Origin of the sequence: Aeromonas sp., from assembly GCF_051657805.1 — a bacterium.
Taxonomy (GTDB): domain Bacteria; phylum Pseudomonadota; class Gammaproteobacteria; order Enterobacterales; family Aeromonadaceae; genus Aeromonas.
The window spans coordinates 224,890-250,940 of the sequence record NZ_JBOFLJ010000061.1 but is presented as its reverse complement, the minus strand read 5'-3'; the positions used below and the strand labels follow the sequence as shown (position 1 = coordinate 250,940).

Sequence of the window (26,051 nt, the reverse complement as noted above, 5' to 3'; positions counted from 1 at the left end):
GCCTGTTTATGTTAAGGTTTAATCCGTTTCACGCAGCCAGGTGCCGGTCTCGATGAAATCTCTCTTCCGTCGTTCGTCTCCCAGCCATCAGGTCGGACTCCTGTTGGCCAGCGATCGCATCCTGCTGGCCTGTGTAGAGCCACGCCCCCTCTTCACCAGCCGTGCCATCAACGGCCCCCACGACTGGCCCCAGGCCATGGGCGAGCTGTTCGGCCAGCATGGGCTGGCCAAGTCTAAGGTGCGGGTGGCGCTGGCCGCCAGCCTTTATCAACAGATCCAGATCGACAAGCCCGCCGTGCCCGATGCCGAGATGGCCGGAGCCCTGCCCTGGGCCATCAAGGATTTCGTCAACGAACCCGTGCTGCAACTCGCCATGGACTATGTGGATCTGCCGACGCCCCCGGCGGGCCGGCCCAGGGTCAACGTGATCTGCCTGCCCAAGAGCCGGGTGCAGCAGTTGGCGGATGCGGTCAACGGGGTGGCACAACTGGAGGCCATCGTCAGCGACGAGCTGGCCATGACGGCGCTGTACGAGGCGGATCAGACGGTACGCATCCTGCTCTGGCAACCCAAGGGTCAGGATCTGCAGCTGCTGGTGTTCCATCAGGGGGGGCTCTGCTTCTCCCGCCAGTTGCGCGGCTTTGGCTGCCTCGCCGGCGGTCAGGAGCCGGATCCCGGGCTGCTCGATGGGCTGGCCCTCGAGATCCAGCGCTCCATCGACTATCTCGCCGGTCAACTCAAGTTGCCGGAACCGGGGCAGATGCAGCTCGCCATCGCCTCCTCCTTCATCGGCACTCTGGTGCGCCACCTGGAGCAGGCATTCGGCTTCCCTGTGTCTGCCATGGCCAACAAGGCGGTCCTGGCCGGGGTTGAGTACCTCTCGGCTTACGGCGCCGCCCTGGGCAGGAGCGAGTGATGAAGCGTCATATCAACCTCTACGGAGCCGAATTCAGACCCAAGCGTCAGTGGGCCAGCCTCAATCAGATGGCGCTGGCCTGGGGTGGAGCCCTGCTGCTGCTGCTCGTCGTCGCGGCCTTCTATGGCTGGCAACAGCAGGGGGTCAGCCGCGAGCTGGGACAGTTGCGCGCCGCCCTCGACGTCAAACGGGGCGAGGCTCAGCGCCTGGACGCCGAGCTGGCCCGCCATCAGGCCGACGACCAGCTGCGGCAGCAACTGGTCAACAAGCAGGAGGAGCTGAGCGCGAGACAGGGGCTGATGCAGCAGCTTGGCAGCCTCTCCCTGCAAAAATCCCAGGGGTATGCGGGCCTGATGGCGGATCTCGCCCGCCTGCGGGACACCCGTCTCTCCCTGCAGCGGATCGAGATCAACGAGGGGCACATCAACCTCTCCGGCTTCACCGAGCGCAGTCAGGATGTGCCCGCCTGGGTGAACCGTTTCAAACAGACGCCGTCCCTGGCCGGCAAGCAGTTCGGTGAGCTGACCCTGAGCCGGAACAAGGAGGGCCAGCTGGCCTTCCAGCTCAGCGGCATCGAGCAGGAGAAGCCCTGATGGAGTTGAAAGCGCAGTGGCAGGAGTGGACCCAGAGAGTGGCCGCCCTCAGTTTGCGGGAACGAGTGCTGATCCTGCTGACCGGGCTGGTGCTCATCGGCGCCGCAGGCATCTACGGCTGGCTGGATGACGCCGACACGCGTCTGAGCCAGGATCGCGCCGCCTTGACGGCCGCCCAGCGGGATCTGGAGATCCTGGATCTTGAGAATCAGGGCAAGCAGGCCAGGCTGGCGCGGGATCCCAACGCCCAGGTAAGGGAACAGCTGGGGCGGGTGGACGCGGATCTCGCCAGGCTGGATGGGGAGCTCAAGGCCCAGACCGTGGACCTGATCCCGGCCCGGGAGATGCCCGCCGTGCTGGAGGCCCTGCTGTCCCGCTCCGCCAACCTGCACATGCTGGCGCTGACCTCTCTCAAGCCCGAGCCCCTGATGGCGGGGGAGCAGAAGGTCAACCTGTTCAGGCACGGGATCCGCCTCCAGCTGGAGGGGGGCTATTTCGATGTCTACCAGTATCTGAAGGCGCTGGAGGCGCTGCCCCGCCACTTCTACTGGCAGGGATTTGACTACAGAGTGGTCGAGCACCCCAGGGCCGCGGTGACGATGGAGATCTACACCCTCAGCACCAGCAAGGAGTTTATCCGTGGCTAACAGGCTGATAAGTAAAAACAACATTCAAATGATGCCGGGCTCTGCCTGGTGTCTGCTGTGGGCCTGTCTGCTGAGCCCTTTGGCCCAGGCCGAGGTGCTGCAGGATCCGACGGCCCCCCTGGCGGGGATGAGCGCCGGCAAGGGGGCGGGCCAGTCGGCCACGGCCGGTGTGCCGAGGCTGCAGAGCATCATCATCGGCAACGGGCCGGCGCTGGCGGTGCTCAACGGCCAGAGTTATCGCGTCGGCCAGCGGATAGAGGGTTATCAGCTGGTGGCCATCAGCACCGATTCCGTGGTGCTGGAGAAGGGGGGCAAGCGCCAGTCGCTGACCCTGTTTGGCAGCAAGATCAGAATCTGAAGTAGGCCCAGCGCGGGATGTCGTGGGCCGGTTTGTCCGAGTTTAATTGCGAGTCAGGTGCGTTAATAACATGAAAAAACACCATTTCTGTCTGCTTCCCCTCGCGTTGGCGGTGGCGGGTTGCACGACCTACAGGCACCCTGAGCCGGTGCAGGCCAAGGATGCTCTCAAGCAGGCCATGGCGGAGCAGACCCCGACCGCCCCTCTGACCACCTTGCCGCCATCGGTGCAAAGCGAACTGTTGCAGCTCAACCGCCCCCAGCAGCCCATGGCCATCCCCGAGAAACGGCTGCGGATCGCGGCCCACGACGTGGATGCGGTCGAGTTCTTCGGCTCCCTGTTCAAGGGCTCCCGCTACAGCGTGGCGGTGCATCCCGGGGTGGCGGGCTCCATCTCGGTGGAGCTCAAGGACGTGACCCTGCAGGAGGCGCTGGCCACGGTGGGGGACATGTACGGCTTTGACGTGCAGCGCAAGGGCAACGTGTTCCACGTCTACCCGGCCGGCCTGCGTACCGAGACCATACCGGTCAACTACCTGATGATGGCCCGTCGCGGTCTCTCCCGTACCTCGGTCAGCACCGGCGGCGTGACCGCGAACGACAACAATAACGGCAATAACAACAACTTCGACAACGGCCTGAACAACAATAACGGCAACAACAACTTCGGCTCCTCCTCCAACGGTGACAACAACACCAACAGCAACGGCACCCGGATCGAGACGGACAGCAACAACGACTACTGGACCGATCTGCGGGACTCCCTGCAGACCCTGATCGGGAACGGCGAGGGCCGCGCCATCATCACCAGCCCCCAGGCGGGCCTGGTGACGGTGCGGGCCTATCCCAAGGAGCTCAAGGCGGTGCGCGAGTTCCTGGATCAGTCCGGCGAGCACCTCAAGCGCCAGGTGGTGCTGGAGGCGCGGATCCTCGAGGTCTCCCTCAACGAAGGCTACGAGCAGGGGGTGGACTGGAGCGGTCTCTCCGCCAGCTGGGATGGGGGCAAGGGGATCACGGGCGGCGGTTCCCTGATGAACAGCCCCATCGCCAGCACTCCGAACCAGATCTTCCGGGCCCTGGGGGGCGGCGCCGGCTTCACCATCTCGGACGGCAACTTCAACGTGGCGGTCAACCTGCTCAAGACCCAGGGGGACGTGAACACTCTGTCGAGCCCGCGCGTCACCGCGACCAACAACCAGAAGGCGGTGATCAAGGTGGGGACGGACGAGTACTTCGTCACCAACGCCTCCACCACCACCACCACCTCGGGCAACTCGGCTCCCATCGTCACCCCCAACGTGGAGCTGACCCCCTTCTTCTCCGGCATAGCCCTGGACGTGACGCCGCAGATCGACGAGCAAGGGCGGGTGCTGCTGCACATTCACCCCTCGGTCATCGACACCGAGGAGCAGAGCAAGACCATCAACGTCGGCACCGCCGATCCCCTGGTGCTGCCGCTGGCCAAGAGCTCCATCCGCGAGTCGGATACCGTGGTGCAGGCCAACAACGGCGACATCGTCGTCATCGGCGGCCTGATGAAGACCGACAAGCAGGAGATCATCAGCAAGGTGCCCCTGCTCGGGGATATTCCCTGGGTCGGCGAGGCCTTCACCAACCGCCGGGAGAGCACCAAGAAGGTGGAGCTGGTGATCATGCTCAAGCCGACCGTGGTGGAGAAGGGGACCTGGCAGAACGAGTTGCAGCGCTCTTCCGAGCTGCTCGACAAGTGGTATCCCCCCAAGGGCTAAGCCATGAGCGTGCTGCGGCTTGATCCCCATGCCTCCCTGCTTCGGGAGGCCTGATGTACCTGAGTCACCTCGGCTTGCGGGGGAACGCCTTTGGCCTGAACGGCGCCGGTCGTGATGGGGGCGGGGAGGTCTTATGTACCTGAGCCACTTCGGCTTGCGGGAGGCGCCCTTTGGCCTCACTCCGAACACCAGCCTCTACTACGGCCTGCCCCCTCACGAGGAGGCCCTGCAGGTGCTGAACTGGGCGCTGGATCAGGGAGAGGGCTTCATCAAGGTGACCGGCGAGGTGGGCACCGGCAAGACGCTGCTGTGCCGCAAGCTCTTGACCGAGCTGGGGTCGGAGCAGCGGCCCGTGCGCCTGGCCTGGCTGCCGAACCCCCACCTCAGCCCCGCCGAGCTGCGCATCGCCCTGGCGCTGGAACTGGGACTGGCGGTGCGGGATGGCAGCGAGCTGGATCTCACCGATCGCATCCACCGCCACCTCATCGCCCTGCACCAGCAGGGGCAGCGGGTGGTGGTGCTGATCGACGAGGCCCAAGCCCTGCCGGACGAGACCCTGGAGGCGATCCGCCTGTTCGGCAACCTGGAGACGGAGTCCTGCAAGTTGCTGCAGATCGTGCTGTTCGGTCAGCCCGAGCTGGATGCCCGCCTGGCCAAGCCCCATCTGCGCCAGCTGCGTCAGCGCATCGGTTTCTCCTACTGCCTGCGGGCCCTGCGTCTCGATGAGACCCGTGCCTATGTGGAGCACAGGCTGCAGATGTCCGGCTATCGCGGGGCATCCCTGTTTGGTCGCCGCGCCCTGCGCCAGCTGTGGCGTGCGTCCCGCGGGGTGCCGCGCCTCATCAATGTGCTGGCCCAGAAGTGCCTGATGCTGGCCTACGGCCGGGGCGAGCGGCAGATAGACGGCAAGCTGGTGCGCCTCGCCATCCGGGATACCGAGGACGCCAGCCATTTCCCATTCATCCGCTGGTGGCCGCTGTTGTTGCTGCTGGGCGGAGCCCTGGCTTATGGAGTCTGGTCATGAGCGTGATCAATCAGATGCTCAAGGATCTGGAACGGCGTCAACCCGGGGAGGGAACCGCCGTCTACGTGGCACCCCCTCGCCAGCAAGGCTGGTGGATGCTGGTATTGACCCTGATGTGCGGGCTGGCGCTCGGCATCCTCGGCTGGCGCACCTGGATCTACTGGCAACAGAGCCATCAGGCAGAGACTGCCACTGTCTCGACCGAGGTTTCTCGGCCCGTCAGTGCCGTGAATCCTTCGAAATCAGCGCCTTCGGCTGCCGAAACGCCGGTGGTTTTGCCGGTGTCGGCGGCGGCCAGCCTGGTCGCCCAACCGGAGCCAGAAAAAGAGTCCGCTTCCCCTGCTGCCCTTGCCCTGGTGACGCCCCGGGCCGACATGGACGAAGCCGACATCAACGAGGCCGCCGACGAGGCGCTCCCCCCATCGGACGAGGTGTTTGACCCCGCCGGGGAGGAGCAGATGGCCGGGGAGGTCATCCCGAGCGACGAGGAGTTGCAGCCGGATCTGCAGGCCGAGCTCGCGGCAGAGCGGGCAGCGGCCACCCCGCCCCGCAAGCCCGGGGTGCTCAAGATTGAGCAGGTGGATCTCTCCGAGCCAGAGCTGGCGGCCCTGTCCGAGCGCAAGGCGACCACAGCCCTGGCCAAGGGCGATATGCGGGGGGCCCAGGACAACTACTACCAGGTGCTGGCCCACGATCCCCACAACCAGGGGGCCCGCGAGCAGCTGGCGGCGCTGCTCTATGGAGAGGGACGCCTGAACGAGGCGAACCAGGTGCTGGAGGAGGGGCTCAGACTGGAGCCTCAACAGGCGGATTTCCGCCTGCTGCTGGCCCGGGTGGCCATCAGCGCCGGTGATCGCCAGAAGGCGCTGGACTGGCTGGCGGGTTATCAGCCCGAACTCGCCGCCAACCTCGACTACTACGCCACCTGGGCCGGGCTGACCCAGGAGCTGGGACAGAATGCCAAGGCGGCGGATCTCTACGTCAGGCTGCTGCGTCAGCAGCCGGATCAGGGCCGCTGGTGGCTCGGCCTCGGCGTGGCGGAAGATGGCCAGGGTCATCGCCAGCAGGCGCTGGATGCCTATCGCAACGCCCAGCTGCACGGCAACCTCGGCGAGGCATCCAGCCAGTGGCTGGATCAGCGCATCGCCCAACTCGCCCCCTGAGGGGCTGTGTTCACTTTTTCGGAGTAGCCATGGCACAACCCAGACTGAAAATGCGGCTCGGCGACCTGCTGGTGCAAGAGCAGATCATCTCCGATGACCAGCTCCAGCTCGCCCTGCAGCAGCAGCGCCAGACCGGCCGCAAGCTGGGGACCACCCTCATCGATCTCGGCTTCATCAGCGAGGTGCAGCTGCTGCAATTCCTCGCCCGCCAGCTGGACGTGCCCTTCTTCGATCTCAACAACCTCACCATAGATGCCGCCGCCGTGGCTCTGTTGCCCGAGGTGCAGGCACGTCGCTACCGGGCGCTGGCGGTGAACCAGAGCGACAACAGGGTGACGGTGGCCATGTCAGATCCCGCGGATCTCAGCGCCCTCGACGCTATCGCCGGCCTGCTGAGCCCGCGGGAGCTGGTGCTCGCGGTGGCGCGGGAAGGCCAGCTGCTGGAGTATTTCGACCGCCTCTATCGCCGTACCCGGGAGATCGAGAACTTCGCGGTGCAGCTGCACGAGGAGCATCAGGACACCGGCTTCGAGCTGGGGGCCAGCAACCTCAACGGCGGGGCCGACGAGGGGGAGGCGACGGTGGCCAAGCTGCTTCGCTCCCTGTTCGAGGACGCGGTGCAGGTGGGAGCCTCGGACATCCATATCGAGCCGGACGAGAAGGTGCTGCGCATCCGCCAGCGTATCGACGGCATCCTGCACGAGAACGTGTTGAACGAGGTGCGCATCGCCCAGGCGCTGGTGCTGCGCCTGAAATTGGTGGCCGGGCTCGACATCTCGGAGAAGCGGCTGCCCCAGGATGGCCGCTTCAACATGAAGGTGCGCGGGCGCGACGTGGACGTGCGCTTGTCCACCATGCCGGTGCAGTACGGGGAATCCGTGGTGATGCGTCTGTTGGATCAATCCTCCGGAATCTTGTCGCTGGCCGAGACCGGCATGCCGCCGGCGATCCTGGCGCGCTTCCGTCGTCAGCTCAAACGCCCCCACGGCATGATACTGGTGACGGGCCCCACCGGCAGCGGCAAGACCACGACGCTTTACGGTGCGCTGTCCGAGCTCAATCAGGCGAGCCACAAGATCATCACGGTGGAAGACCCGGTGGAGTATCGGCTTCCCAGGATCAACCAGGTGCAGGTCAATCCCAAGATAGGCCTCACCTTCTCCCAGGTGCTGAGATCCACCCTGCGTCAGGATCCGGACATCCTGCTGGTGGGGGAGATGCGGGACAACGAGACGGTGGAGATAGGCCTGCGCGGCGCCATCACCGGCCACCTGGTGCTGACTACCTTGCACACCAACGATGCGGTGACCAGCGCCCTGCGCCTCATCGACATGGGGGCCCCCGGCTATCTGGTGGCGAGCGCGCTGCGGGCCGTGGTGGCCCAGCGCCTGGTGCGGCGGCTGTGCGAGCACTGCGTCGAGGTGAGCGCACCGGACGAGGGGCAGGCCACCTGGCTCTCCGTGCTCTCCGGGGAGGCCCCGGGCCAGCACGTCTATCACAAGGGGCGCGGCTGCCAGAGCTGCAACTTCACCGGGTATTCCGGCCGGATCGGGGTCTACGAGCTGCTGGAGCTGGATCAACCCATGATGGATGCATTGCGTCGCAACGATGCGGAAGGCTTTGCCCGGGCGGCGCGGGAGCACGAGCACTACCGGCCCCTGGCCCTGACGGCGCTGGACTATGCCCGCGAAGGGATCACCTCGGTGGACGAGGTGCTCAGGCTCGCGGAGGATCTCGGTTAAGCCATGGGCAGCTTCAACTACAAGGGACGGGACAGCCAGGGCAATGCCGTGAACGGCACCCTGGAGGCGGCGAGCGAGATGGCCGCCGCCGAGCAACTGATGCGCCGCGGCGTGATGCCGACCGAGCTCAAACCGGGCCGGGCAAAATCCGCCAGCATCGACTGGTCATTGCTGCTGGAGGGCAACGTCAGGCTCGAGGAGCTGGTGGTGTTCAGCCGCCAGATGTACGCCCTGACCCGGGCCGGCATCCCCATACTGCGGGCCATCGCCGGGCTGGAGGAGAGCACCCACAGCAAGCCGCTGAAGCGGGCGCTCCACGCCCTGGGGGAGGATCTTGGCAACGGTCGCCCCCTGTCGAACGCCATGCAGTCTCATCCCAAGGTGTTCAGCAGCCTCTTCGTCTCCATCATCCACGTGGGGGAGAACACGGGTCAGCTGGAGGAGGCCTTCCTGCAGCTCGCCAACTATTTCGATCTGGAGCTGGAGACCCGCAAGCGGATCAAGACCGCCATGCGCTATCCCAGCTTCGTGATGATGGCCATCGCCGTCGCCATGGTGATCCTCAACATCATGGTGATCCCGGTGTTCGCCAACATGTTTGCCAAGTTCGGGGTGGAGCTGCCGCTCGCGACACGGATCCTGCTCGCCACCTCCCACTTCTTCGTTCACTACTGGTGGCTGCTGCTCGCCATCCTGGTGGGGGTCGTGGTCGGCTGGCGGCGTTGGGTCGCCACGACAAACGGCAAGCTGACCTGGCACAGATGGCAGCTCAGGCTGCCCATCGTCGGCACCATCATAGAGCGCTCCCTGCTGGCGCGCTTCGCCCGCAGCTTCTCCATGATGCTCAAGGCGGGGGTGCCGCTCAATCAGGCGCTGACCCTGGTCGCGGATGCGGTGGACAACGCCTGGATGGCGGGCCAGATCCGCGACATGCGGGCTGGCATAGAGCGGGGGGAGAGCCTGCTGCGCACCGCAGGGGCCAGCGGCCTGTTCACCCCACTGGTGATGCAGATGATCGCCGTGGGAGAGGAGACGGGCCAGGTGGACGACCTGCTGCACGAGGCGGCGGAATATTACGAGCGGGAGGTGGACTATGACCTCAAGAGCCTCACCGCCCGTATCGAACCCATCCTGATCGGCATAGTGGCCGTCATGGTCTTGATCCTGGCGCTCGGCATCTTTACGCCCATGTGGGACATGATGCGGGCCGTTCGTGGCGGTTCGTAACGGCCCTCTGTCGGAGAGACAAGGATGAGCAGACAGTCCGAGCAGGATGAGCGCTGGCTGGGAGGGTATCGGCGAATTGCCGCCGTGATCCTGCTGCTGGTCATCATCGCCACCCTGGCCATGAGCTATCGCAACCACAGGGAGCAGGCACTGGCGGTCAGCCTGAGCCTGCTGGGGGAGCAATTTGCCGAACGGGTCCAACGTCTGCACGGGCTCTGGCTCGACGAGCGGCGCCCCGCTGTGTTGCACGCCCAGGGGGTAGCCTGGCAGTTCGATGAGCGAGGCTGGCCCCTCGGGGTGGTGCCGCTGCAGTCCCCGTCCGACGACTGCCGTGGGCTCTGGGTGACCCTGATTGGCGATAGGGGGCAGAACCTGCCGCCGCTACAGGCATTGGCCAGCCAGGATGGGGGCGGCTGTGAATTTGGCTGGGAGGCCCAGCGACTCCTCTACCGCTTTGGCGATGGGCGGGTGCAATCGCTCCCTCAATAGGTGAGCGTGTGGGTCCGGCAACATGATTTTTTTCTAACTGCATGAAATAATGCGGATCATTACGGAGGCAGCATGGCAGCAACAAGAGTGATATCCGGTCGTGGGCCCGGTCAGATGACGGGTTTTTCCCTGATCGAACTGGTGATCGTCATCGTGATCCTGGGGATCCTGGCAGTCACCGCATTGCCTCGCTTCCTCGACGTCACCGACGAGGCGAAGAAGGCCAGCGTGGAGGGGGTCTCCGGCGGGTTTGCGACCGGCGTCTCCCTGGTGCGAGCCCAGTGGGAAGCGGAAGGGCGCGCCAAGCAGGATGGCCTCAACACCGTGCTCTACGACGGGTCGCGTTTCTATTTGACGACGCCCACCGACACTCAGGTCAATAATGGTGAACTCTCTCCCGGGTATCCTATGGACACTGCGGCGAGTGGCAATGCCGACGTGGACCCGGCCAATCTGACGGCCCAGCGCTGTCTCTATATTTGGGAGGGATTGCTGCAAAATCCTCCCAAGGCGACTGCCAGCTTCGATGAAGTGCGCGGTAGCGGCAATGACCTGAAGTTTTATGCAACGGTGAGCAACAACGGGCTGGATTCGGTCTGCCGTTACTATCTGGTCAACAGCCTGAGCAAGGGCAGTGATGGACGCTATCAGGACCCGCAAGGGAGCACGAATGAGTTCATGAGTTTCAGTTATCGCCCGGCCTCCGGCCAGGTAATTACCAATATCAATTGATTAACCGAGGAAAATGCAATGAAGAAGCAAGCGGGTTTTACCCTGATCGAACTGGTGATCGTGATCATCATCCTGGGCATTCTGGCGGTCACCGCCGCTCCCAAGTTCCTGAATCTGCAGGATGATGCCAAGAAATCTGCCGCGCAGGGCGTGCAGGCAGCATTGTCCAGCGCAGCCAATCTGGTCTATAGCAAAGCAGCATTGAATGGGCAGGAGAAGGCATCTGCAGCAGGTGGTACGGACTTGACCGGGATGACTGGTGTCAAGGTCATCTATGGCTACCCGACCGCTAATACCATTTCCGCCGCTGTGACTCTGGACGGATGGGTCGTCGCGTCAGGCGCAACTGCTCTAGAGTCCACTTTTGCCCCTGCGAATACCAGTGGCAATACCTGCACCGTGAAATACACAGCCGCAACCAGTGACACAGTTCCCTTCAAAACTGAATTGCAGAACTGTAAGTAATACGTGTTGGCAAGCGAGGCTTCGGCCTCGCTTTTTCTTTATTTAATGGGATACCAAATGCCTACACAAAAGGGGTTCACCCTGATTGAACTGGTGATAGTGATCCTGTTGCTCGGGATTCTGGCCACCTTTGCCGTGCCCAAATGGCTGGGCAAAGGCGGCTTTGAAACCCATACACTGAGGGACGAGCTGGTGGCCCGCCTGCGGCTGGTGCAGACCATGAACATGCAGGAAGGGGGGGCGCGCTGCACCCAGCTGGTGGTGGAACAGGCCCGTTTCGGTCATCTGACCCAGCTTGGCAGCTGCACGGCCAGGCCCATTTCGGGCTGGAATCAGACCGAGCAGCTCCGTGGACGAGTGGTCACGGCCTCCAGCGGCCTGTCTTTGCCCCAAGGCAGCTTTTCTTTCGACCAGCGCAGCGGCCGCCCACTCTCTCCATCGACCTGTGCCAGTGGTTGCAACCTGGTGGTGAGCGATGGCCGGGAGAGCGCCCGCCTGCGCATCGAGCCGGAGGGCTATATCCATGCCCTCCCTTGATGCACACCGCGGCTTCACCCTGATCGAGTTTATCGTCGGCATAGTGCTGCTGGCGGTGGCCCTCACCGGCATCCTGGGCTTGCTTGTCAACCAGGCACCCCAGGCGGTGGATCCGGTGCAGCAGGTGCGGGCCGCCCAACTGGCCCAGCGGATCCTGAGCGAGGTGCTGGAGAAGTCCTTCGATGAGCATTCGGATCATAATGGCGGGCGTTTTCGCTGCGGCGAGACGGCGGGTACCCCGGCGGTGACCTACCCGGCCTGCACCGACAGTGCCAGCTATGGCCCGGACAGCGGCGAGACTCGCCCCTACCAGTTCAACGATGTGGATGACTACCAGACCAGCGCCATCTGCGCCAAGGGGCTGGCCAGCTGCGACGGTGGCTGGGTGCCTGCCAACTACTTCAGTGCTCAGAGCGGCTCAAACCTGGATGCGAGCGAGTATCGCCAGTTCGGGATCCGGATCCGGGTGAGCGGGGTCGATCTGACCAAGGATCCGCTGCCCGCTTGCAGCGGCACCTGCTTCACCGGCAAGCGCATCGAGCTCTGGGTGCGGCTGCCGGATCGCAGTGAGCTGGCGTTTGCCGTCTATCGGGGGAACTACTGATGCGGGCGGCACGGGGCTTCACCCTGATAGAGCTGGTGATGGTGATCCTGCTGCTCGGGGTCATGGCCACCTTCACCAGCCAGTTTATCGGCATTGGCACCCAGATCTACGGGGATGCCAGCAGTCGCGAGCAGTTGATGAGCGATGCCCGCTTCGCCATGGAGCGGCTCAATCGCGAGCTGCGTGACGCCGTGCCGGGCTCGGTGCGGGTGGAGGATGATGCGGGCGGCCTGGCGGAGCGGGGGAGCTGCCTGCGCTTCTGGCCCATCGTCACCACCAGCCGTTATCTGGGGCCGGCGGTGAGCACGGTGCTGCGCATAGTCACCCCAGTCAAACTGCCTGCCAAACAGGATTTGGCCGTCGTCTATCCGCTGCCAGATGTCACGGCAGGCAATACAACCACGCTGGACAAAGGTTGTCTGCAGGGGCGTTGCACTGCCAAGGTGACCGAGGTGGGGACGCCCGTGTCCGGGGCCTTGCCGCTGACCCTGGCCGCCGCTCTTGCCAAGGATTCCCCGGGCCAGCGCATCTATTTTGCGAACCAGCAGGTGCTCTATTGCATAAGAGGGGGGAGCCTGTGGCGAATGGCCAAGCCCGTCAGCAGCAGTCTGAGCAGTAACGAGACCACGCAGTTGATGGCCGAGCATATTCGCCCTGCGGCCTATTACTTCTATCGGGATCCCGCCGCCTTCAACCAGAGTGAGGTAGGGCTGAGACTCATCTTCGAACAGCGCGGCGAGAGCGTCAGTTTCAACCACAAGCTGGAGGTGCTCAATGTCCCTTAAGCCTGCCTCCCACAGGCATCAGCGGGGCAGCGCCATCATGATCGCGCTCTTTGTCATCGTCATCATGGCCCTGCTGGCGGCGGCCATGGGCCGTTTCTTGCTGGACAGCGGCGAGAAGCACACCGCCGAGGTGCGCGGGGTGCGAGCCCTGATGGCGGCCCAGAGCGGGTTGGAAATCGCCCTCTACCGGCTCTATCCAAGCGGCCAATGGATCGGGCAGACCTGCGCCCCCCTGACGCTCAACTTCACGGAGGCGGGGTTGGTGGGTTGCAAGGCGATCGTCAGTTGTACCCCGGTGCCGGTGAGCACGGCCGGTATCACCCAGACCGGCTATCGCTTCAGCAGCGAGGGGCGCTGCGGGGATCCCGGGGTGAACAGTGGACCCAACCCGGACTTTGCCGTCAGCCGCACCCTGGTGGCGGAAGCTTTTGATGGAGTGAATCCATGATGAGCCGTTGGCTGATAATGCTTGTCTTGTCTGTCGCCGCTCCGATGGCTTGGGGGGCATTTGACACAATCGATACGGGTGAAGTGTTCCCTGCCGTTGTGCAAGGTCACCATGGCAATAACAACAACAGCTGCCATCAGATCAGTGGTGATCAGCTGTATCAGGTCAATAACCCGAAGATTAACGGGACAGGGGGCAAGGCATTAAACTTCTGTTCGATTAACAAGGATCAGAACAATACCCCGCGCTGTGATAATGGCGTCGGCGGCTATCAAGTCTGTCAGATAACCCAGACGGATATTCGTGGGCTCAAGATGGATGGTTCCAATCAATTTCCATCTATCAAAGCCACTAATACTCTGTATTGTCAGTCCGGACAGCAGACGGTGTCATCGGATAGCTATGGTTCTATTACTGCCGAAAACTGTACTTTGACGTTTCCTAGCCGTAGCCAGTATCTGTTGAAAAATCTGACGTTGAGAAACAACGCAACGATACTGCTTGGTGAAGGTGATTATTATATCGACCAACTGACGATCGATAATGCCACCATAAAATTAACCGGTTCGGGTTTGACCAGGATATTCGTCAATAATGACGTAAAGTTTGTAAATAACGTTGATGTCAATGAAGACAATAAAGGCAGTTTGATCTGGGTTAACTACAACAACATGGTGCTTGATAGCAGTACCAAGTTTTATGGTTATCTTTATACCGACGAAAAGTTGACCATGAATAATACTGCAACCATTTATGGTCGTGTCACGACCCGCTATCTGAGCATGGATGCGCAGTCCAGCATCAATGACAATGTCATTACTCCGCCGCTCAGCTGTTTCAATGATGACTTCTCGGCCAGTGCCCTGAGCAGCAGCTGGGTGGTGGCGAGCAGCAGCGGCACCTTTACCCCCTCCATCGTCAATGGTCGCCTCGGCATGACCCAGGCCAGTACCCGCCAGTCCACCTCGGCGACTTATCAGCGGCTCTTCCCCGCCGCCAACAACCTGGTGACCATAGAGTTCGACCACTACGCCTATGGCGGCAACGGGGCGGACGGCATGGCGGTGGTGCTGTCCGATGCCAAGATAACCCCTCAACCCGGTGCCTTCGGCGGGCCCCTCGGTTATGGCTTCAAGACGGGGGTGAACGGCTTTGCCGGCGGCTGGCTGGGGGTGGGGATCGACGAGTACGGCAACTTCTCCGGCGAAGGTGGCAGCACCAACAAGGGGCGGCGCCAGCAGGCCGTGGCGGTGCGTGGCTCGGGCTCCGGCACCAGCGGCTACAACTACCTCAAGGGCACCTGTAACGACGGCAGCAGCAATACCACGGGCAACTGCCTCTCGCCGACCGTGGACAGCGGCTCGGACGGCAATCGCCCCCACCGTTACCGTTTGACGGTGGATTCCCGCACCAGCGGCCAGTCTCTGGTCAAGGTGGAGCGCAACACCGGCAGCGGCTACAGCACCCTGATAGGCAGCTTCAATGCTGCGGGACAGAGCGGTCAGGCAGCCATTCCGGAGAATCTCCTGCTATCGCTGACAGGGTCTACCGGGGATCTCACCAACGCCCACCAGATCGACAACGTCCAGATCTGCGCCCTCAACTCCAGCCCGGTGGGAACCCAGATCGATCACTTCGAGTTCGATCACAGCGGCAATGCCCTGACCTGCAATCCCGAGACTCTGACCATACGCGCCTGTGCCAACGCCAGTTGCAGCTCCCTCATCACGGATCAGGTGAGCGCCACCCTGATGCCGCTCAAGAGTGGCAGCAACGGCTGGGTGGCCAGCAACCAGGTGACCTATAGCGGCAACACAGCCACCGTGACCTTCAGCGGCGGCACTACTACCTTGCAGCTTCGCAACAACCTGGCGAGCGCCGTGACGGTGGGGGTGAGCGGCTCCTCGCCGTCCACCAAGCCGCTAAGCACCACCCTCTGTCGGGCAGGCAGCGGCGCCCTGAGCGCCGCCGCCTGTACCCTCAACTTCGCCGACAGCGGCTTCGTGTTTGACGTGCTGGATACCCTGGCCAACAAGCCTCAGGATGTGGTGATCAGCGCGGTCAAGAAAGACAATGCGACCCAGCAGTGCGTCCCTGGTTTTACCGGCGCACGCTCGGTCGGCTTCTGGGGTACTTATACAAACCCAAGTGCCAATGGGTTCGGCAGTCAGATTGCTATAGATGGCAACCCTATCTCAACCTATGCTGCGAGCGTGACTTCCCCGGCGGCGACACCCCTCAACCTGACTTTCGATAGCCAGGGCAAGGCGACCCTGAAGAATGTCCGCTATCCGGATGCGGGCCAGATGCGGCTCAATGCCCGTCACGACGGCAGCGGGGATACCGAGGGTCTGGTGATGACGGGTTCGGATATCTTCGTCAGCCGCCCGGTCGGGCTCTGCATCACGCCAACCCAGGGGGCCTGCACGGCGGGGAGCAGCAGTTGCCCCCTGTTCAAGAGAACGGGGGAAGACTTCCCGCTGGCCATAGCGGCCATGGCCTGGCAGGCCGATAACGACGGGGATCTGTGTAGCGGTAACCTGCCCACCCCCAACTTCGCCTTGGCCAATATTGCCCTCGGCAGCCAGCTGGTGGCCCCCAAGCCCGGTGTGGAGGCGGTGGTCGGCACGGCCAGTTATGACCACTCAAACACGAAAGGCAGCAACAACCTCAACACCCTCACCCAGTCGGTCAACGAGGTCGGGGTCTTCCGGATGACGGCGACACCGCCGGTCGCGAGCTCGGCCTCGACGGGCTATTTCGGCTACACCATACCCGCCGCCACCAGCGTGCCCGTGGGGCGCTTCGTGCCCTGGGACTTCAATCTGGTGAGTGGTTTCGTCACTCCCGCCTGCGGCGGCTTCAGCTATATGAGTCAGCCGTTCGGGGTACAGACGACGGTGCAGGCGCGCAACAAGCAGGGTGGGGTCACCCAGAACTACCGGGACGCCTTCGCCAAGGGAGTGATCTCCCTGGTGGCCGCGAATAATCAGGACGGGGTCGACAGATCCAACCGGCTGGATCCCTTGAGCCAGAACTGGGTGAGCGGGCAGACCAGCTTCGATGGTCAGAGCCGCTTCGTGCGCCTGCGTGAACTCACTCCGAGCCTGACCGCCCCGGAGGAGCCACTGCGGCTGCTGCGGCTGGGGCTCAAGGTGGGGGATGGTGAGGCCACCGAGACCAGCTTCCTCGCGGATCGGAACATGAATCCGGCCGTCAACGGCAGTTGCCAGAGCGGGGTGAACTGCACCGCCAGGCAGCTCTCCATTCCGAAGGGGGCGGGCGACACCATGGTCGCCTACTACGGCCGCCTGCTGGCCAGCACCCGCCAGGGGGTGGACAGCGCCCCGTTGGCGCTGCCCATGCAGGTGCAGTATTTCGAAGGGGGGCTGTGGCGCACCAATTCGGAGGATATCTGCACCCAGATAGCCTTGATCGGGGGCGGCATGGCGTTCACCGATGCCGATCAACGCTATGATGCTGCGAGCGGGGACCTGATCCTAAAAGACAGCACTCGCATTCGCCTCGGGCTGGGCCACCAGGCTCCCGGTGGCAGCCAGACCCGCTTCAATGCCGGTGCAACCTGGTTCCACTTCGCGCCGCCGAACCAGTCCGTACGGATTCCTTATAGCATCGTGCTGGAGAAGCAGCCGTCCCAACCGATCTGGCTGGCGGATCCCGCGACCGCGGATCACCTGCTGGGAGAGGCTATTTTTGGCCGGGATCGGGGCAATGATCGGATTATTTATCGCCGCGAAGTGATGCCCTGAAATTGATATGCTGACGGGGAGAGGGGGGCTTTGGCATGAGTCAGCACCTTATCTCCTTGTTTCTTAGTCTTTGTCGGCCTGTGCGGGTGAGTGATGACTCGCATTTTTGTCGCGCCTGATTGATTGGCGACAGTTTGAGCGCTTGCCGATTGGGGTGGGCATTGGTAAAGTTAGCCGGTTTTCTGCACCTCCAAATTCTTAGGATTTCCCGTAGCCATGTTCAAAAAGCTCAGAGGCGTCTTTTCCAACGATCTGTCGATCGACTTGGGAACTGCCAACACCCTGATCTACGTAAAAGATCAAGGGATCGTCCTTAACGAACCCTCAGTTGTCGCCATTCGCCAAGAGCGCGGGAACGCCAAATCGGTCGCTGCTGTCGGTCATGCCGCCAAGCAGATGCTGGGTCGTACCCCGGGTAACATCTCCGCCATTCGTCCGATGAAAGACGGCGTGATCGCCGATTTCTACGTGACCGAGAAGATGCTGCAGCACTTCATCAAGCAGGTTCACGATAACAACTATTTCCGCCCCAGCCCCCGTGTGCTGGTGTGCGTGCCGTGCGGCTCCACCCAGGTAGAGCGTCGTGCCATCAAGGAATCCGCACTGGGCGCCGGCGCCCGTGAGGTGTACCTGATCGACGAGCCCATGGCCGCCGCCATCGGTGCCGGCCTGCCGGTCTCCGAAGCGACCGGTTCCATGGTGGTGGACATCGGTGGTGGTACCACAGAAGTGGCCATCATCTCCCTGAACGGTGTGGTCTACTCCCAATCCGTACGCATCGGTGGTGACAAGTTCGACGAAGCCATCATTAGCTACGTGCGTCGCAACTATGGCAGCCTGATCGGGGAAGCCACCGCCGAGCGCATCAAGCACGAGATCGGCTCCGCCTATCCGGGCGAAGAGGTGCGCGAGATCGAGGTGCGTGGCCGCAACCTGGCCGAAGGGGTACCGCGCAGCTTCACCCTGAACTCCAACGAGATCCTGGAGGCGCTGCAAGAGCCGCTGTCCGGTATCGTCTCCGCCGTCATGGTGGCGCTGGAACAGTCCCCGCCCGAGTTGGCGTCCGACATCTCCGAGCGCGGTATGGTGCTGACCGGTGGTGGTGCCCTGCTCAAAGACATCGACCGTCTGCTGATGGAAGAGACCGGCATCCCGGTCGTCGTGGCTGAGGATCCGCTCACCTGTGTCGCCCGTGGCGGCGGCAAGGCGCTGGAGCTGATCGATATGCACGGTGGCGATCTGTTCCACTACGAATAAGACCCAAAGCCGGCCGAGCGCCGGCTCTTTTTTGACGACTCATGAAACCCATCTTTGGTAGAGGCCCTTCGCTTCAGTTACGGTTGTTTCTCGCCGTCATCATCTCGGTTGCTGCCATCGTCGCGGATTCCCGCTTCGGTGTGTTCACGCACGTCCGCGTCTATCTGAGCTCCCTCGTCAGCCCGCTGCAATACATCGCCAACGCGCCCGGTACCCTGCTCGACACCATGTCGACCCAGGTGCAGACCCGTTCCAGCCTGATCGAACAGACCAAGCAACAGGAGCAACAGCTGTTCACCCTGCGTGCACGTCTGCTCAAGCTGGATCAACTGGAGCACGAGAACCAGCGGCTGCGGGAATTGCTCGGTTCGCCGGTGCACAAGGAGTCCCGCAAGATGGTGGCCGAGCTGCTGTCGGTGGATTCCGATCCCTTCAGCCATCAGGTGCTGATCAACAAGGGGGCGCTGGACGGCGTCTACAACGGCCAGCCGGTGATCAACGATCAGGGGGTGGTCGGCCAGGTGCTGCACGTGGGCTCCACCACCAGTCGGGTGCTGCTCATCACCGATTCCAGCCACGGCATCCCGGTACGGGTGCTGCGCAACGACCTGCGCGCCATCGCCTCCGGTAGCGGCGAGCTGGACAAGCTGGAGCTGCGCAACCTGCCGCGCAACACGGATGTGCAGGTCGGCGATCTGCTGGTGACCTCGGGCCTCGGCGGCCGCTTCCCGGAAGGCTATCCGGTGGCAACCGTGACCCGTTCCGACTACGTGGAGGGCAAGCCCTTCGCCCAGATCGAGGCCAAGCCTCTGGTGGCGCTGGACCGTCTGCGCTACCTGCTGCTGCTGTGGACCGACAAGAAGCCGGAAGTGCATGACAACGAGGCCCTGGACGCGCCCGCGGCAGCTTCTGCCGCGTCCGCGACGTCGGCGGCGGGGGCGACCCGCTGATGCTGCAACCTGCCAGCGGCAGGATCTGGATCTGGGTCTCGATCCTGCTGGCCCTGTGCCTCTCCATCCTGCCGCTTCCCTTTCAATTCGAGCCGTTCAGGCCGGACTGGCTCGCCATGGTGCTCATCTACTGGGCTCTGGCGCTGCCCCACAGAACCAACGTCGGTACCGCCTGGGTAGCCGGTCTGCTGCTGGACGTGCTGCTCGGCAGCACCCTCGGGGTGCGAGCCATGGCCATGGCCATCACCACCTACCTGGCGGCCTTCCAGTTCCAGAAGATCCGCAACTTCTCCCTCTGGCAACAGGCGCTGATCATCGGTCTGCTCTCCCTGGTGGGGAAGATCACCGTGTTCTGGGCCGAGCACCTGTTCAGCCGCGCCAGCCTCAACTTCGCCTACTTTTGGTCGACGTTGACGACGATGCTAATATGGCCCTGGATCTTTATGGTCTTGCGCAAGGTGCGCCGTCACTTCAATATCAAGTGAATATGAGTAAAAACAATAAATTGTAACCGTACCTCATCTCATTTAAGCGAATATGAACAAGCACAACGAACTGCAACTCTATCTCGCCTCGGGCTCTCCCCGCCGGCACGAACTGCTGACCCAGCTGGGCTACCGCTTCGAGGTGCTCAGGCTGGATGTGCCCGAGCAGCGCAGCGAGGGGGAGAAGCCCCAGGACTACGTCTGCCGCTTGGCCCGTGACAAGGCGATGGCCGGTGTGGCGGCGGCTCCGACGGCGCTGCCCGTGCTGGGCGCCGACACCATAGTGGTGCTGGGAGAGCGGGTGCTGGAGAAGCCGTCCGATCTGCTCGACGCCAAGGACATGCTGGAGGCGCTCTCCGGCAAGGTCCATCAGGTGATGACGGCGGTGGCCCTGGCCACCCCGGAGCGCTGCGACGTGCGGCTGGTCACCACCAATGTGGCGTTTCGCAAGCTGGATGAGGCCGAGATCGAGGCCTATTGGCGCACCGGTGAACCCTGCGACAAGGCTGGCGCTTACGCCATTCAGGGCATAGCCGGCAAGTTTGTCAGTCGGATCGAGGGGAGCTACAGCGCCGTGGTCGGCCTGCCCCTGCTGGAGACGGATCTGCTGATCCGCCAGCAGCTCGAACAGGGTCGATAACCCGTCCAGCGATCCCTGCTGCGTTACCACTTGCGTGCATTCATGTGCCAGTTGGCCAGCCAGAATTCAAAACTAGAAAGGCAAGGTAACTTATGTCAGTAGAACTGCTGGTGAACGTCACCCCCTCGGAGACCCGGGTTGCCCTGGTCGAGAATGGCCTGCTGCAGGAAGTGCACGTGGAGCGCCAGGCCAAGCGCGGTATAGTGGGCAACATCTACAAGGGCAAGATCAGCCGGGTGCTGCCCGGCATGCAGGCCGCCTTCGTCGACATCGGCATGGACAAGGCCGCCTTCCTGCACGCCTCCGACATAGTGCCCCACACCGAGTGCGTGGCGATCAAGGAGAAGGAGCAGTTCCAAGCCGGCAACATCGCCGAGCTGGTGCGCCAGGGGCAGGACATCATGGTGCAGGTGGTGAAAGATCCGCTGGGCACCAAGGGCGCCCGCCTCACCACCGACATCACCCTGCCATCCCGCTATCTGGTATTTATGCCGGGGAGTGCGCATGTGGGGGTTTCCCAACGCATCGAGTCGGAAGCCGAGCGCGAGCGCCTCAAGCGCACCGTGGCCGGTTATGTGGACGAGCTCGGTGGCTACATCATCCGCACCGCCGCCGAGGGGGTGGGGGAGCAGGAGCTGGAGCAGGACGCCGCCTTCCTCAAGCGGCTGTGGCGCAAGATCCTGGAGCGCAAGCAGAAGTACCCGCCCTGCAAGATCCTGTACGAGGATCCCAGCCTGGCGTTCCGGGTGGTGCGCGACTTCGTCGGCACCGAGCTCGACAAGATCCGGGTGGACTCCCGCCAGAGCTTCGATCAGCTCAAGCGCTTCACCGAGGAGTACGTGCCCGAGCTCGCCGGCAAGCTGGAGTACTATCTCGGCGACTCCCCCATCTTCGATCTCTACGACGTGGAGAACGAGATCCAGCGCGCCCTGGAGCGCAAGGTGGAGCTCAAATCCGGCGGCTACCTCATCATCGACCAGACCGAAGCCATGACCACGGTGGACATCAACACCGGTGCCTTCGTCGGCCACCGCAATCTGGAAGAGACCATCTTCAACACCAACGTCGAGGCGACCGCCGCCATCGCGCGCCACCTGCGCCTGCGCAACCTGGGTGGCATCATCATCATCGACTTCATCGACATGCAGTCCGAGGATCATCGCCGGCGTGTACTGCACAGCCTGGAGCTGGCGCTGGCGAAAGACAGGGCCAAGACTAACGTCAATGGCTTCTCCCAGCTCGGCCTGGTGGAGATGACCCGCAAGCGCACCCGCGAGAGCCTGGAACACGTGCTCTGCTCCGAGTGCCCCGAGTGCAAGGGGCGCGGTCGGGTCAAGACGGTGGAGTCGGTCTGCTTCGAGATCCTGCGGGAGATCATCCGGGTCAACCGCGCCTACGATGCGGATCAGTTCACCGTCTATGCGGCGCCCTCCGTGGCCGATTACCTGCGTGGCGAGGAGTCCCACAGTCTGGCCGAGCTGGAGGTCTTCATCGGCAAACAGGTCAGGGTGGTGACGGAACCGCTCTGTGGGCAGGAACAATTCGATGTGGTGATGATGTAATTGGTCTATCGCTGGTTGAGTCGGGGCTGGTTAGCCCTCGGGGTCTTCTTCGTGCTGCTGGCCATCCTGGTCAGTGTGGTGCGTCTCGGCGGCCCTTTGCTCAACCAGCACAGACAGGCGCTGATCGCCACCCTGCTGGGGGACAGCAAGCTGGAGGTCAGCGTCGAGCACGTCGGCCTTGACTGGACCCAGCGCGGGCCGGCCCTCGAGTTGCAGGGGCTCGCCATCGACCCCGACTCCGGCCGCTTCTCCCTGCGCCTCGGCAAGGTCTGGGCCCACCTCGACTTCTGGCGTTCCCTCAACGAATGGAAGCCCGTCTTCGGCCAGCTGATGCTGAGCGATGGGGACATTGCGCTGGATCTGGCCCAGCCAGCGGCGCCGAGCGGCGAGAAGAACCCGAGCCAGCAGGAGGCCCTGCTGCGCTTCCTGCTGACCCAGCTCTCCACCTTCGACATCCACGACACCCGCCTCAGCGTCACCACGGCCCTGGGGGAGGTGCGCGCCCTCAACATCGCCCAGCTCCGTTGGCAGAATCGCGGCAAGCGCCACCAAGGGGTGGGCAAGGCCTACCTCATCAACGGCATCGGCGAGAGCACCATAGATCTCATCCTTGACGTGGATGCCCCCGAGGTTCGCCTCGACAGGCTCAAGGGGCGGCTCTACCTGGGGGCCAGCGAGCTCGATATCAGCCCCATGCTGGCCAGGATCCACGCCGGCGAGCCCAGGGTGACCGGTCAGCTCGACTTCCAGCTCTGGAGCGACTTTGCGAACGGTCAGCTCGGCGACTCCCTGCTGGCCTTTGGCAACAACCACCTCATCTGGAAGGACGAGGAGAAGGGCGAGCCCCATCGCCTCGAACTGCGGGGAGGCAAGATCCAGCTGCGGCGGAAAGGGGAGGAGTGGCAGCTCGCCAGCCACGACGTCATCTTCAAGCTCGATGGGGCCACCTGGCTGCACAGCCGGCTGCAGCTCGAACGGGTGGGGGATCGCATCCAGGGCTATGTGCCCGCCATCGACTTCAAGCAGGTCGCCGGCCTGAGCCAGCTGGTCTCCGGCCTCTATCCCAGGCTGACCGAAACCCTCAAGCGCACCCAACCTCAGGGCAGGTTGCAGGATCTCATCCTGCAGGCGGATGCGAACTGGCAGGAACTCTCCCTCAGCGGTCAGTTCGTCGGGCTCGGCACCAAGGCCTGGCACGATGTGCCCGGCCTGCAGGGCTTGAACGGCGAGTTCTGGCTGACCCCGGAGGGGGGCAGCACCCGGTTGACCCTCGGCAAGGGCAAGGTGGATCCGGCCCGTCACTTCAAGGAGCCCATTCCGGTCGACAACCTGAAGGCGCGGCTCGACTGGTGGAAGGCGCCGCAGGGCTGGGTGCTCTATGGCCAGGACATAGTGCTGGACAACTCGGACCTGCACCTCGCGAGCCGCTTCCGGCTCGAGCTGTTCGAGCACCCCTTCCTCGCCCTGACCGGTCGCATCGACGTCAAGACGGCGGCCCATGCGGATCGCTACTACCCCTTGGCGGTGATGAGCGATGGTCTGGTGGACTACCTGAGCGGCGCCATCAAGGGGGGTCAGGCCTCGAGCGCCGATCTGCTCTGGTATGGGGAGTTCAGGGATTTCCCCTATGACAACGGCAAGGGCGTCTTCCAGGTGGCCGTCCCCCTGGAGAAGGCCACCTTCCAGTTCTTCCCCGGTTGGCAACCCCTCACCGACCTGCAGATCGATCTCTTGTTCCAGAATGCGGGCCTGGACATGAACAGCCGGTCCACCCGCCTCGGCAAGGCCAGCTCCGACTCGGTGCACGCCTGGATCCCGGATCTCTCCCCCGGTGCCCACCTCTACGTGGATGCCAAGGTGGCGGGTGAGGGCAAGGCCATCAGCGACTATCTGCAGGACTCCCCCCTGGGTGGCTCGGTCGGTCAGGCGCTGAGGGAAATCGAGATCCGCGGGCCCATGAAGGGCACGGTCAAGCTGGACATCCCCCTCGACGGAGAGGGGGAGGTGAAGGCCAGCGGGGATGCCAGCTTCCACAACAACAAGGTCAGGATCGCTACCCTGGACATGCCGCTGGAAGGGGTTCAGGGCAGACTCGAGTATGACAACGAGCACACGCGCTTCAGCAACCTGAAGGCGACCCTGTGGAACCAGCCGCTGACCCTGGATTATCAGGGCAAGCAACAGCCCAATCACTACCAGGTCGACCTCAAGTTCAGGGGGATCTGGGACAGCAGCCGCCAGCGCCGGGATATTCCGGCCCTCGATCTGCTCAAGGGACGCAGCAACTGGAGCGGCACCCTGGGGCTGACCCTGCCCCACGACAAGCCGTTCAGCTTCCAGCTGGCGCTGGACTCCAACCTGCAGGGCATGGGGCTGGACTTGCCGTCTCCCCTCGCCAAGCCCGCCGACAGCCGGTTGCCGCTGAAGGTCACGGCGCGGGGGCGCGACGGCAGCGCCGACATTCGCGGCGTGCTGGGGGCGGACGTGGATATGCAGAGCCGGCTGGTGTACGGCGAAGGGGCCCCCTACCTGAGCCGGGTGCGGGTCGATGTCGGTCAGCCTGGTGCCCGGGTGTTGCAGGACAAGCCCATGCTGCTCGCCATCAATCAGCAACAGGCGGACGTGGCCGGCTGGCTGGCGCGGCTCAAGCAGTGGCTGCCAGGCCAGGTACAGAGCGGCAACGCCGTGGTCGGCCCCTCCTTCCTGCCCCAGGAGTGGTGGGTGGATGGTCAGCTGGCCCGCGCCGACATCGGCAGCGCCAACCTCAAGGCGGTGCACTTCACCGTGGGGCCGGTCAGCCAGGCCACCGAGGTGATGATAGACAGCCCGGATGTCATGGGGGTGGTGCGGGTGCCCGTCACCGACAAGCAACCCATAGACGCCAAGTTCGCCCGCATCTTCTGGTCCGGCAAGGGGTCGGATCTCAGTCCCAAGGCCGATGCCCGCCAGGATCGGGCCATCATGGATGCCATCCCCTGGCTGCGTTTCAGCTGCGTGGACTGCCGTTTCGGCAAGCTGCCCCTCGGGGAGCTGAAAGGGGAGCTGGTGCCCGGCACCAACAGCCTCTCGCTGAAAGGGCTGGAGATGAAGCTCGCCGGCAGTACCCTCAAGGGCAACGCGCAATGGTTGTCCCGGTCCGGCCAGATGCAGACCCGGGCCAGCGCCCGGCTCAGCACCCAGAACAGCGAGCTGCTGCTCAAGCGACTCGGCTTCACCTCCCCCATAGGCGACGCCCCTGGCAAGCTGGCGCTGGATCTGAACTGGCAGGACGTCCCCTACCGCCTGAACCTGCCGACCCTGACCGGCACGGCCGACTACCAGCTGGAAGGAGGGACCCTGCGGGAGGTCAACGACAAGGGGGCACGCCTGCTCTCCCTGCTGAGCCTGGACTCCCTGCTGCGCAAGCTGCGCCTCGATTTTCGCGACGTGTTCGACAAGGGCTTCTACTTCGAGTCCATGTCCGCCTCGGCCAGGATCAAGCAGGGGGTGGCGGAGAACAAGGACTTCTACATGAAGGGGGCGGCGGGCAACCTGCGCGGAGAGGGCATCGCCGATCTGGTGCGCTGGCGCCTCGACTACGAGCTGAGCTTCTCCCCGAACCTGGGTGGCACCCTGCCTGTGGTGGCCGCCTTCTCCCTGACGCCCATCACAGGCCTCTATGTGCTGGCCCTCTCCAAGCTGCTGGAGCCGGTGGTGGACGTGGTGACCCGCATCGACTTCCGGGTCTCGGGCCCGCTGGACGATCCCAAGCTCATCGAGGCGGGACGGGACAGGGCCCGGATCAAGCTCAACCAGCAGCAGAAAGAGGCGGTAGATGCGGTCGCCCCCAGCCTGCCGGCGCAAGAGGTGACCCCCTTCCTGCTCAATCCCAAGCATCAGGGTTCAGGCCAGCGTTGAGTGCCTGCCCTTG

At 63.5% G+C, this 26,051-nt stretch carries 23 protein-coding genes; all 23 read left to right on the top strand.

Annotated elements, in window-relative coordinates; genetic code table 11:
* Window positions 1–52: 52 nt before the first annotated feature.
* The 23 genes from ACRCYW_RS19910 (at window position 53) to ACRCYW_RS19800 (ending at window position 26,038) form a co-directional block, all read left to right on the top strand.
* Complete coding sequence (locus ACRCYW_RS19910) at window positions 53–916, top strand: MSHA biogenesis protein MshI (protein WP_438551728.1); 864 nt, start codon at window positions 53–55, stop codon at window positions 914–916.
* Window positions 916–1,509, top strand: a complete 594-nt coding sequence (locus tag ACRCYW_RS19905; protein WP_438551727.1) for a PilN domain-containing protein — start codon at window positions 916–918, stop codon at window positions 1,507–1,509. Before ACRCYW_RS19910 ends, ACRCYW_RS19905 begins: the two co-directional genes overlap by 1 nt.
* The gene (locus tag ACRCYW_RS19900) at window positions 1,509–2,156 is read left to right on the top strand and encodes an MSHA biogenesis protein MshJ (protein WP_438551726.1); all 648 of its coding nucleotides are present in this window, start codon (window positions 1,509–1,511) and stop codon (window positions 2,154–2,156) included. The genes ACRCYW_RS19905 and ACRCYW_RS19900 overlap by 1 nt, the downstream gene beginning before the upstream one ends.
* A gap of 28 nt (window positions 2,157–2,184) precedes the next feature.
* On the top strand, window positions 2,185–2,514 hold the full coding sequence (locus tag ACRCYW_RS19895) for a SctD/MshK family protein (RefSeq protein ID WP_438551725.1): 330 nt from the start codon (window positions 2,185–2,187) through the stop codon (window positions 2,512–2,514).
* 70 nt (window positions 2,515–2,584) lie between these two features.
* Window positions 2,585–4,261, top strand: coding sequence for a pilus (MSHA type) biogenesis protein MshL (mshL, locus tag ACRCYW_RS19890; protein WP_438551724.1), 1,677 nt, complete (start codon window positions 2,585–2,587; stop codon window positions 4,259–4,261).
* Window positions 4,262–4,394: 133 nt separating this feature from the next.
* Entirely contained in the window at window positions 4,395–5,285 is an 891-nt protein-coding gene (locus ACRCYW_RS19885) for an ExeA family protein (RefSeq protein ID WP_438551723.1), read from the top strand.
* Complete coding sequence (locus ACRCYW_RS19880; RefSeq protein WP_438551722.1) at window positions 5,282–6,448, top strand: tetratricopeptide repeat protein; 1,167 nt, start codon at window positions 5,282–5,284, stop codon at window positions 6,446–6,448. The genes ACRCYW_RS19885 and ACRCYW_RS19880 overlap by 4 nt, the downstream gene beginning before the upstream one ends.
* Window positions 6,449–6,477: 29 nt before the next feature.
* Window positions 6,478–8,190 (top strand): MSHA fimbrial ATPase MshE, encoded by a 1,713-nt coding sequence (mshE, locus tag ACRCYW_RS19875; RefSeq protein ID WP_438551721.1) that lies wholly within the window; start codon window positions 6,478–6,480, stop codon window positions 8,188–8,190.
* 3 nt (window positions 8,191–8,193) lie between these two features.
* Window positions 8,194–9,417 (top strand): type II secretion system F family protein, encoded by a 1,224-nt coding sequence (locus ACRCYW_RS19870; RefSeq protein WP_438551720.1) that lies wholly within the window; start codon window positions 8,194–8,196, stop codon window positions 9,415–9,417.
* 24 nt (window positions 9,418–9,441) lie between these two features.
* Window positions 9,442–9,906, top strand: coding sequence for a hypothetical protein (locus tag ACRCYW_RS19865; RefSeq protein ID WP_438551719.1), 465 nt, complete (start codon window positions 9,442–9,444; stop codon window positions 9,904–9,906).
* A gap of 72 nt (window positions 9,907–9,978) precedes the next feature.
* Window positions 9,979–10,638, top strand: coding sequence for a type II secretion system protein (locus ACRCYW_RS19860; RefSeq protein WP_438551718.1), 660 nt, complete (start codon window positions 9,979–9,981; stop codon window positions 10,636–10,638).
* Window positions 10,639–10,656: 18 nt separating this feature from the next.
* Window positions 10,657–11,103, top strand: coding sequence for a prepilin-type N-terminal cleavage/methylation domain-containing protein (locus ACRCYW_RS19855; RefSeq protein ID WP_438551717.1), 447 nt, complete (start codon window positions 10,657–10,659; stop codon window positions 11,101–11,103).
* A 57-nt stretch (window positions 11,104–11,160) separates the two neighbouring features.
* The gene (locus ACRCYW_RS19850) at window positions 11,161–11,640 is read left to right on the top strand and encodes a pilus assembly FimT family protein (protein ID WP_438551716.1); all 480 of its coding nucleotides are present in this window, start codon (window positions 11,161–11,163) and stop codon (window positions 11,638–11,640) included.
* Window positions 11,627–12,244, top strand: a complete 618-nt coding sequence (locus ACRCYW_RS19845) for a type IV pilus modification PilV family protein (protein WP_438551715.1) — start codon at window positions 11,627–11,629, stop codon at window positions 12,242–12,244. The genes ACRCYW_RS19850 and ACRCYW_RS19845 overlap by 14 nt, the downstream gene beginning before the upstream one ends.
* Window positions 12,244–13,029 carry a PilW family protein gene (locus ACRCYW_RS19840; protein ID WP_438551714.1) on the top strand — a complete coding sequence of 262 codons (786 nt, stop codon included), beginning with the start codon at window positions 12,244–12,246 and terminating at the stop codon, window positions 13,027–13,029. The genes ACRCYW_RS19845 and ACRCYW_RS19840 overlap by 1 nt, the downstream gene beginning before the upstream one ends.
* Window positions 13,019–13,477, top strand: a complete 459-nt coding sequence (locus tag ACRCYW_RS19835; RefSeq protein ID WP_438551713.1) for an MSHA biogenesis protein MshP — start codon at window positions 13,019–13,021, stop codon at window positions 13,475–13,477. Before ACRCYW_RS19840 ends, ACRCYW_RS19835 begins: the two co-directional genes overlap by 11 nt.
* Window positions 13,477–17,247 carry a DUF6701 domain-containing protein gene (locus ACRCYW_RS19830; protein ID WP_438551777.1) on the top strand — a complete coding sequence of 1,257 codons (3,771 nt, stop codon included), beginning with the start codon at window positions 13,477–13,479 and terminating at the stop codon, window positions 17,245–17,247. The genes ACRCYW_RS19835 and ACRCYW_RS19830 overlap by 1 nt, the downstream gene beginning before the upstream one ends.
* A 216-nt stretch (window positions 17,248–17,463) precedes the next feature.
* Window positions 17,464–18,504, top strand: coding sequence for a rod shape-determining protein (locus ACRCYW_RS19825; RefSeq protein ID WP_005308111.1), 1,041 nt, complete (start codon window positions 17,464–17,466; stop codon window positions 18,502–18,504).
* 41 nt (window positions 18,505–18,545) lie between these two features.
* Window positions 18,546–19,454: a rod shape-determining protein MreC gene (mreC, locus tag ACRCYW_RS19820; protein ID WP_438551712.1), complete on the top strand. Its 909-nt coding sequence runs from the start codon at window positions 18,546–18,548 to the stop codon at window positions 19,452–19,454.
* Window positions 19,454–19,939, top strand: coding sequence for a rod shape-determining protein MreD (gene mreD / locus ACRCYW_RS19815; protein WP_332503961.1), 486 nt, complete (start codon window positions 19,454–19,456; stop codon window positions 19,937–19,939). Before mreC ends, mreD begins: the two co-directional genes overlap by 1 nt.
* A 52-nt stretch (window positions 19,940–19,991) precedes the next feature.
* Window positions 19,992–20,579, top strand: a complete 588-nt coding sequence (locus ACRCYW_RS19810; protein ID WP_438551711.1) for a Maf family protein — start codon at window positions 19,992–19,994, stop codon at window positions 20,577–20,579.
* Between the two features lie 92 nt (window positions 20,580–20,671).
* Window positions 20,672–22,141 (top strand): ribonuclease G, encoded by a 1,470-nt coding sequence (rng, locus tag ACRCYW_RS19805; protein ID WP_438551710.1) that lies wholly within the window; start codon window positions 20,672–20,674, stop codon window positions 22,139–22,141.
* A complete protein-coding gene (locus ACRCYW_RS19800) occupies window positions 22,142–26,038 on the top strand; it encodes a YhdP family protein (RefSeq protein WP_438551709.1) in 3,897 nt (1,298 codons plus the stop codon).
* Window positions 26,039–26,051 lie beyond the last annotated feature (13 nt).

Bases quoted from the DNA above. Each gene is read 5' to 3' on its own strand.
- ACRCYW_RS19905 (WP_438551727.1), top strand. From the start codon at position 916: ATGAAGCGTCATATCAACCTCTACGGAGCCGAATTCAGACCCAAGCGT.
- ACRCYW_RS19840 (WP_438551714.1), top strand. From the start codon at position 12,244: ATGCGGGCGGCACGGGGCTTCACCCTGATAGAGCTGGTGATGGTGATC.
- ACRCYW_RS19835 (WP_438551713.1), top strand. From the start codon at position 13,019: ATGTCCCTTAAGCCTGCCTCCCACAGGCATCAGCGGGGCAGCGCCATC.
- ACRCYW_RS19900 (WP_438551726.1), top strand. From the start codon at position 1,509: ATGGAGTTGAAAGCGCAGTGGCAGGAGTGGACCCAGAGAGTGGCCGCC.
- ACRCYW_RS19845 (WP_438551715.1), top strand. From the start codon at position 11,627: ATGCCCTCCCTTGATGCACACCGCGGCTTCACCCTGATCGAGTTTATC.
- ACRCYW_RS19830 (WP_438551777.1), top strand. From the start codon at position 13,477: ATGAGCCGTTGGCTGATAATGCTTGTCTTGTCTGTCGCCGCTCCGATG.
- ACRCYW_RS19910 (WP_438551728.1), top strand. From the start codon at position 53: ATGAAATCTCTCTTCCGTCGTTCGTCTCCCAGCCATCAGGTCGGACTC.
- ACRCYW_RS19855 (WP_438551717.1), top strand. From the start codon at position 10,657: ATGAAGAAGCAAGCGGGTTTTACCCTGATCGAACTGGTGATCGTGATC.
- rng (WP_438551710.1), top strand. From the start codon at position 20,672: ATGTCAGTAGAACTGCTGGTGAACGTCACCCCCTCGGAGACCCGGGTT.
- ACRCYW_RS19880 (WP_438551722.1), top strand. From the start codon at position 5,282: ATGAGCGTGATCAATCAGATGCTCAAGGATCTGGAACGGCGTCAACCC.
- mreD (WP_332503961.1), top strand. From the start codon at position 19,454: ATGCTGCAACCTGCCAGCGGCAGGATCTGGATCTGGGTCTCGATCCTG.
- ACRCYW_RS19885 (WP_438551723.1), top strand. From the start codon at position 4,395: ATGTACCTGAGCCACTTCGGCTTGCGGGAGGCGCCCTTTGGCCTCACT.
- mshL (WP_438551724.1), top strand. From the start codon at position 2,585: ATGAAAAAACACCATTTCTGTCTGCTTCCCCTCGCGTTGGCGGTGGCG.
- ACRCYW_RS19850 (WP_438551716.1), top strand. From the start codon at position 11,161: ATGCCTACACAAAAGGGGTTCACCCTGATTGAACTGGTGATAGTGATC.
- mshE (WP_438551721.1), top strand. From the start codon at position 6,478: ATGGCACAACCCAGACTGAAAATGCGGCTCGGCGACCTGCTGGTGCAA.
- ACRCYW_RS19810 (WP_438551711.1), top strand. From the start codon at position 19,992: ATGAACAAGCACAACGAACTGCAACTCTATCTCGCCTCGGGCTCTCCC.
- ACRCYW_RS19825 (WP_005308111.1), top strand. From the start codon at position 17,464: ATGTTCAAAAAGCTCAGAGGCGTCTTTTCCAACGATCTGTCGATCGAC.
- ACRCYW_RS19860 (WP_438551718.1), top strand. From the start codon at position 9,979: ATGGCAGCAACAAGAGTGATATCCGGTCGTGGGCCCGGTCAGATGACG.
- ACRCYW_RS19865 (WP_438551719.1), top strand. From the start codon at position 9,442: ATGAGCAGACAGTCCGAGCAGGATGAGCGCTGGCTGGGAGGGTATCGG.
- mreC (WP_438551712.1), top strand. From the start codon at position 18,546: ATGAAACCCATCTTTGGTAGAGGCCCTTCGCTTCAGTTACGGTTGTTT.
- ACRCYW_RS19895 (WP_438551725.1), top strand. From the start codon at position 2,185: ATGATGCCGGGCTCTGCCTGGTGTCTGCTGTGGGCCTGTCTGCTGAGC.
- ACRCYW_RS19870 (WP_438551720.1), top strand. From the start codon at position 8,194: ATGGGCAGCTTCAACTACAAGGGACGGGACAGCCAGGGCAATGCCGTG.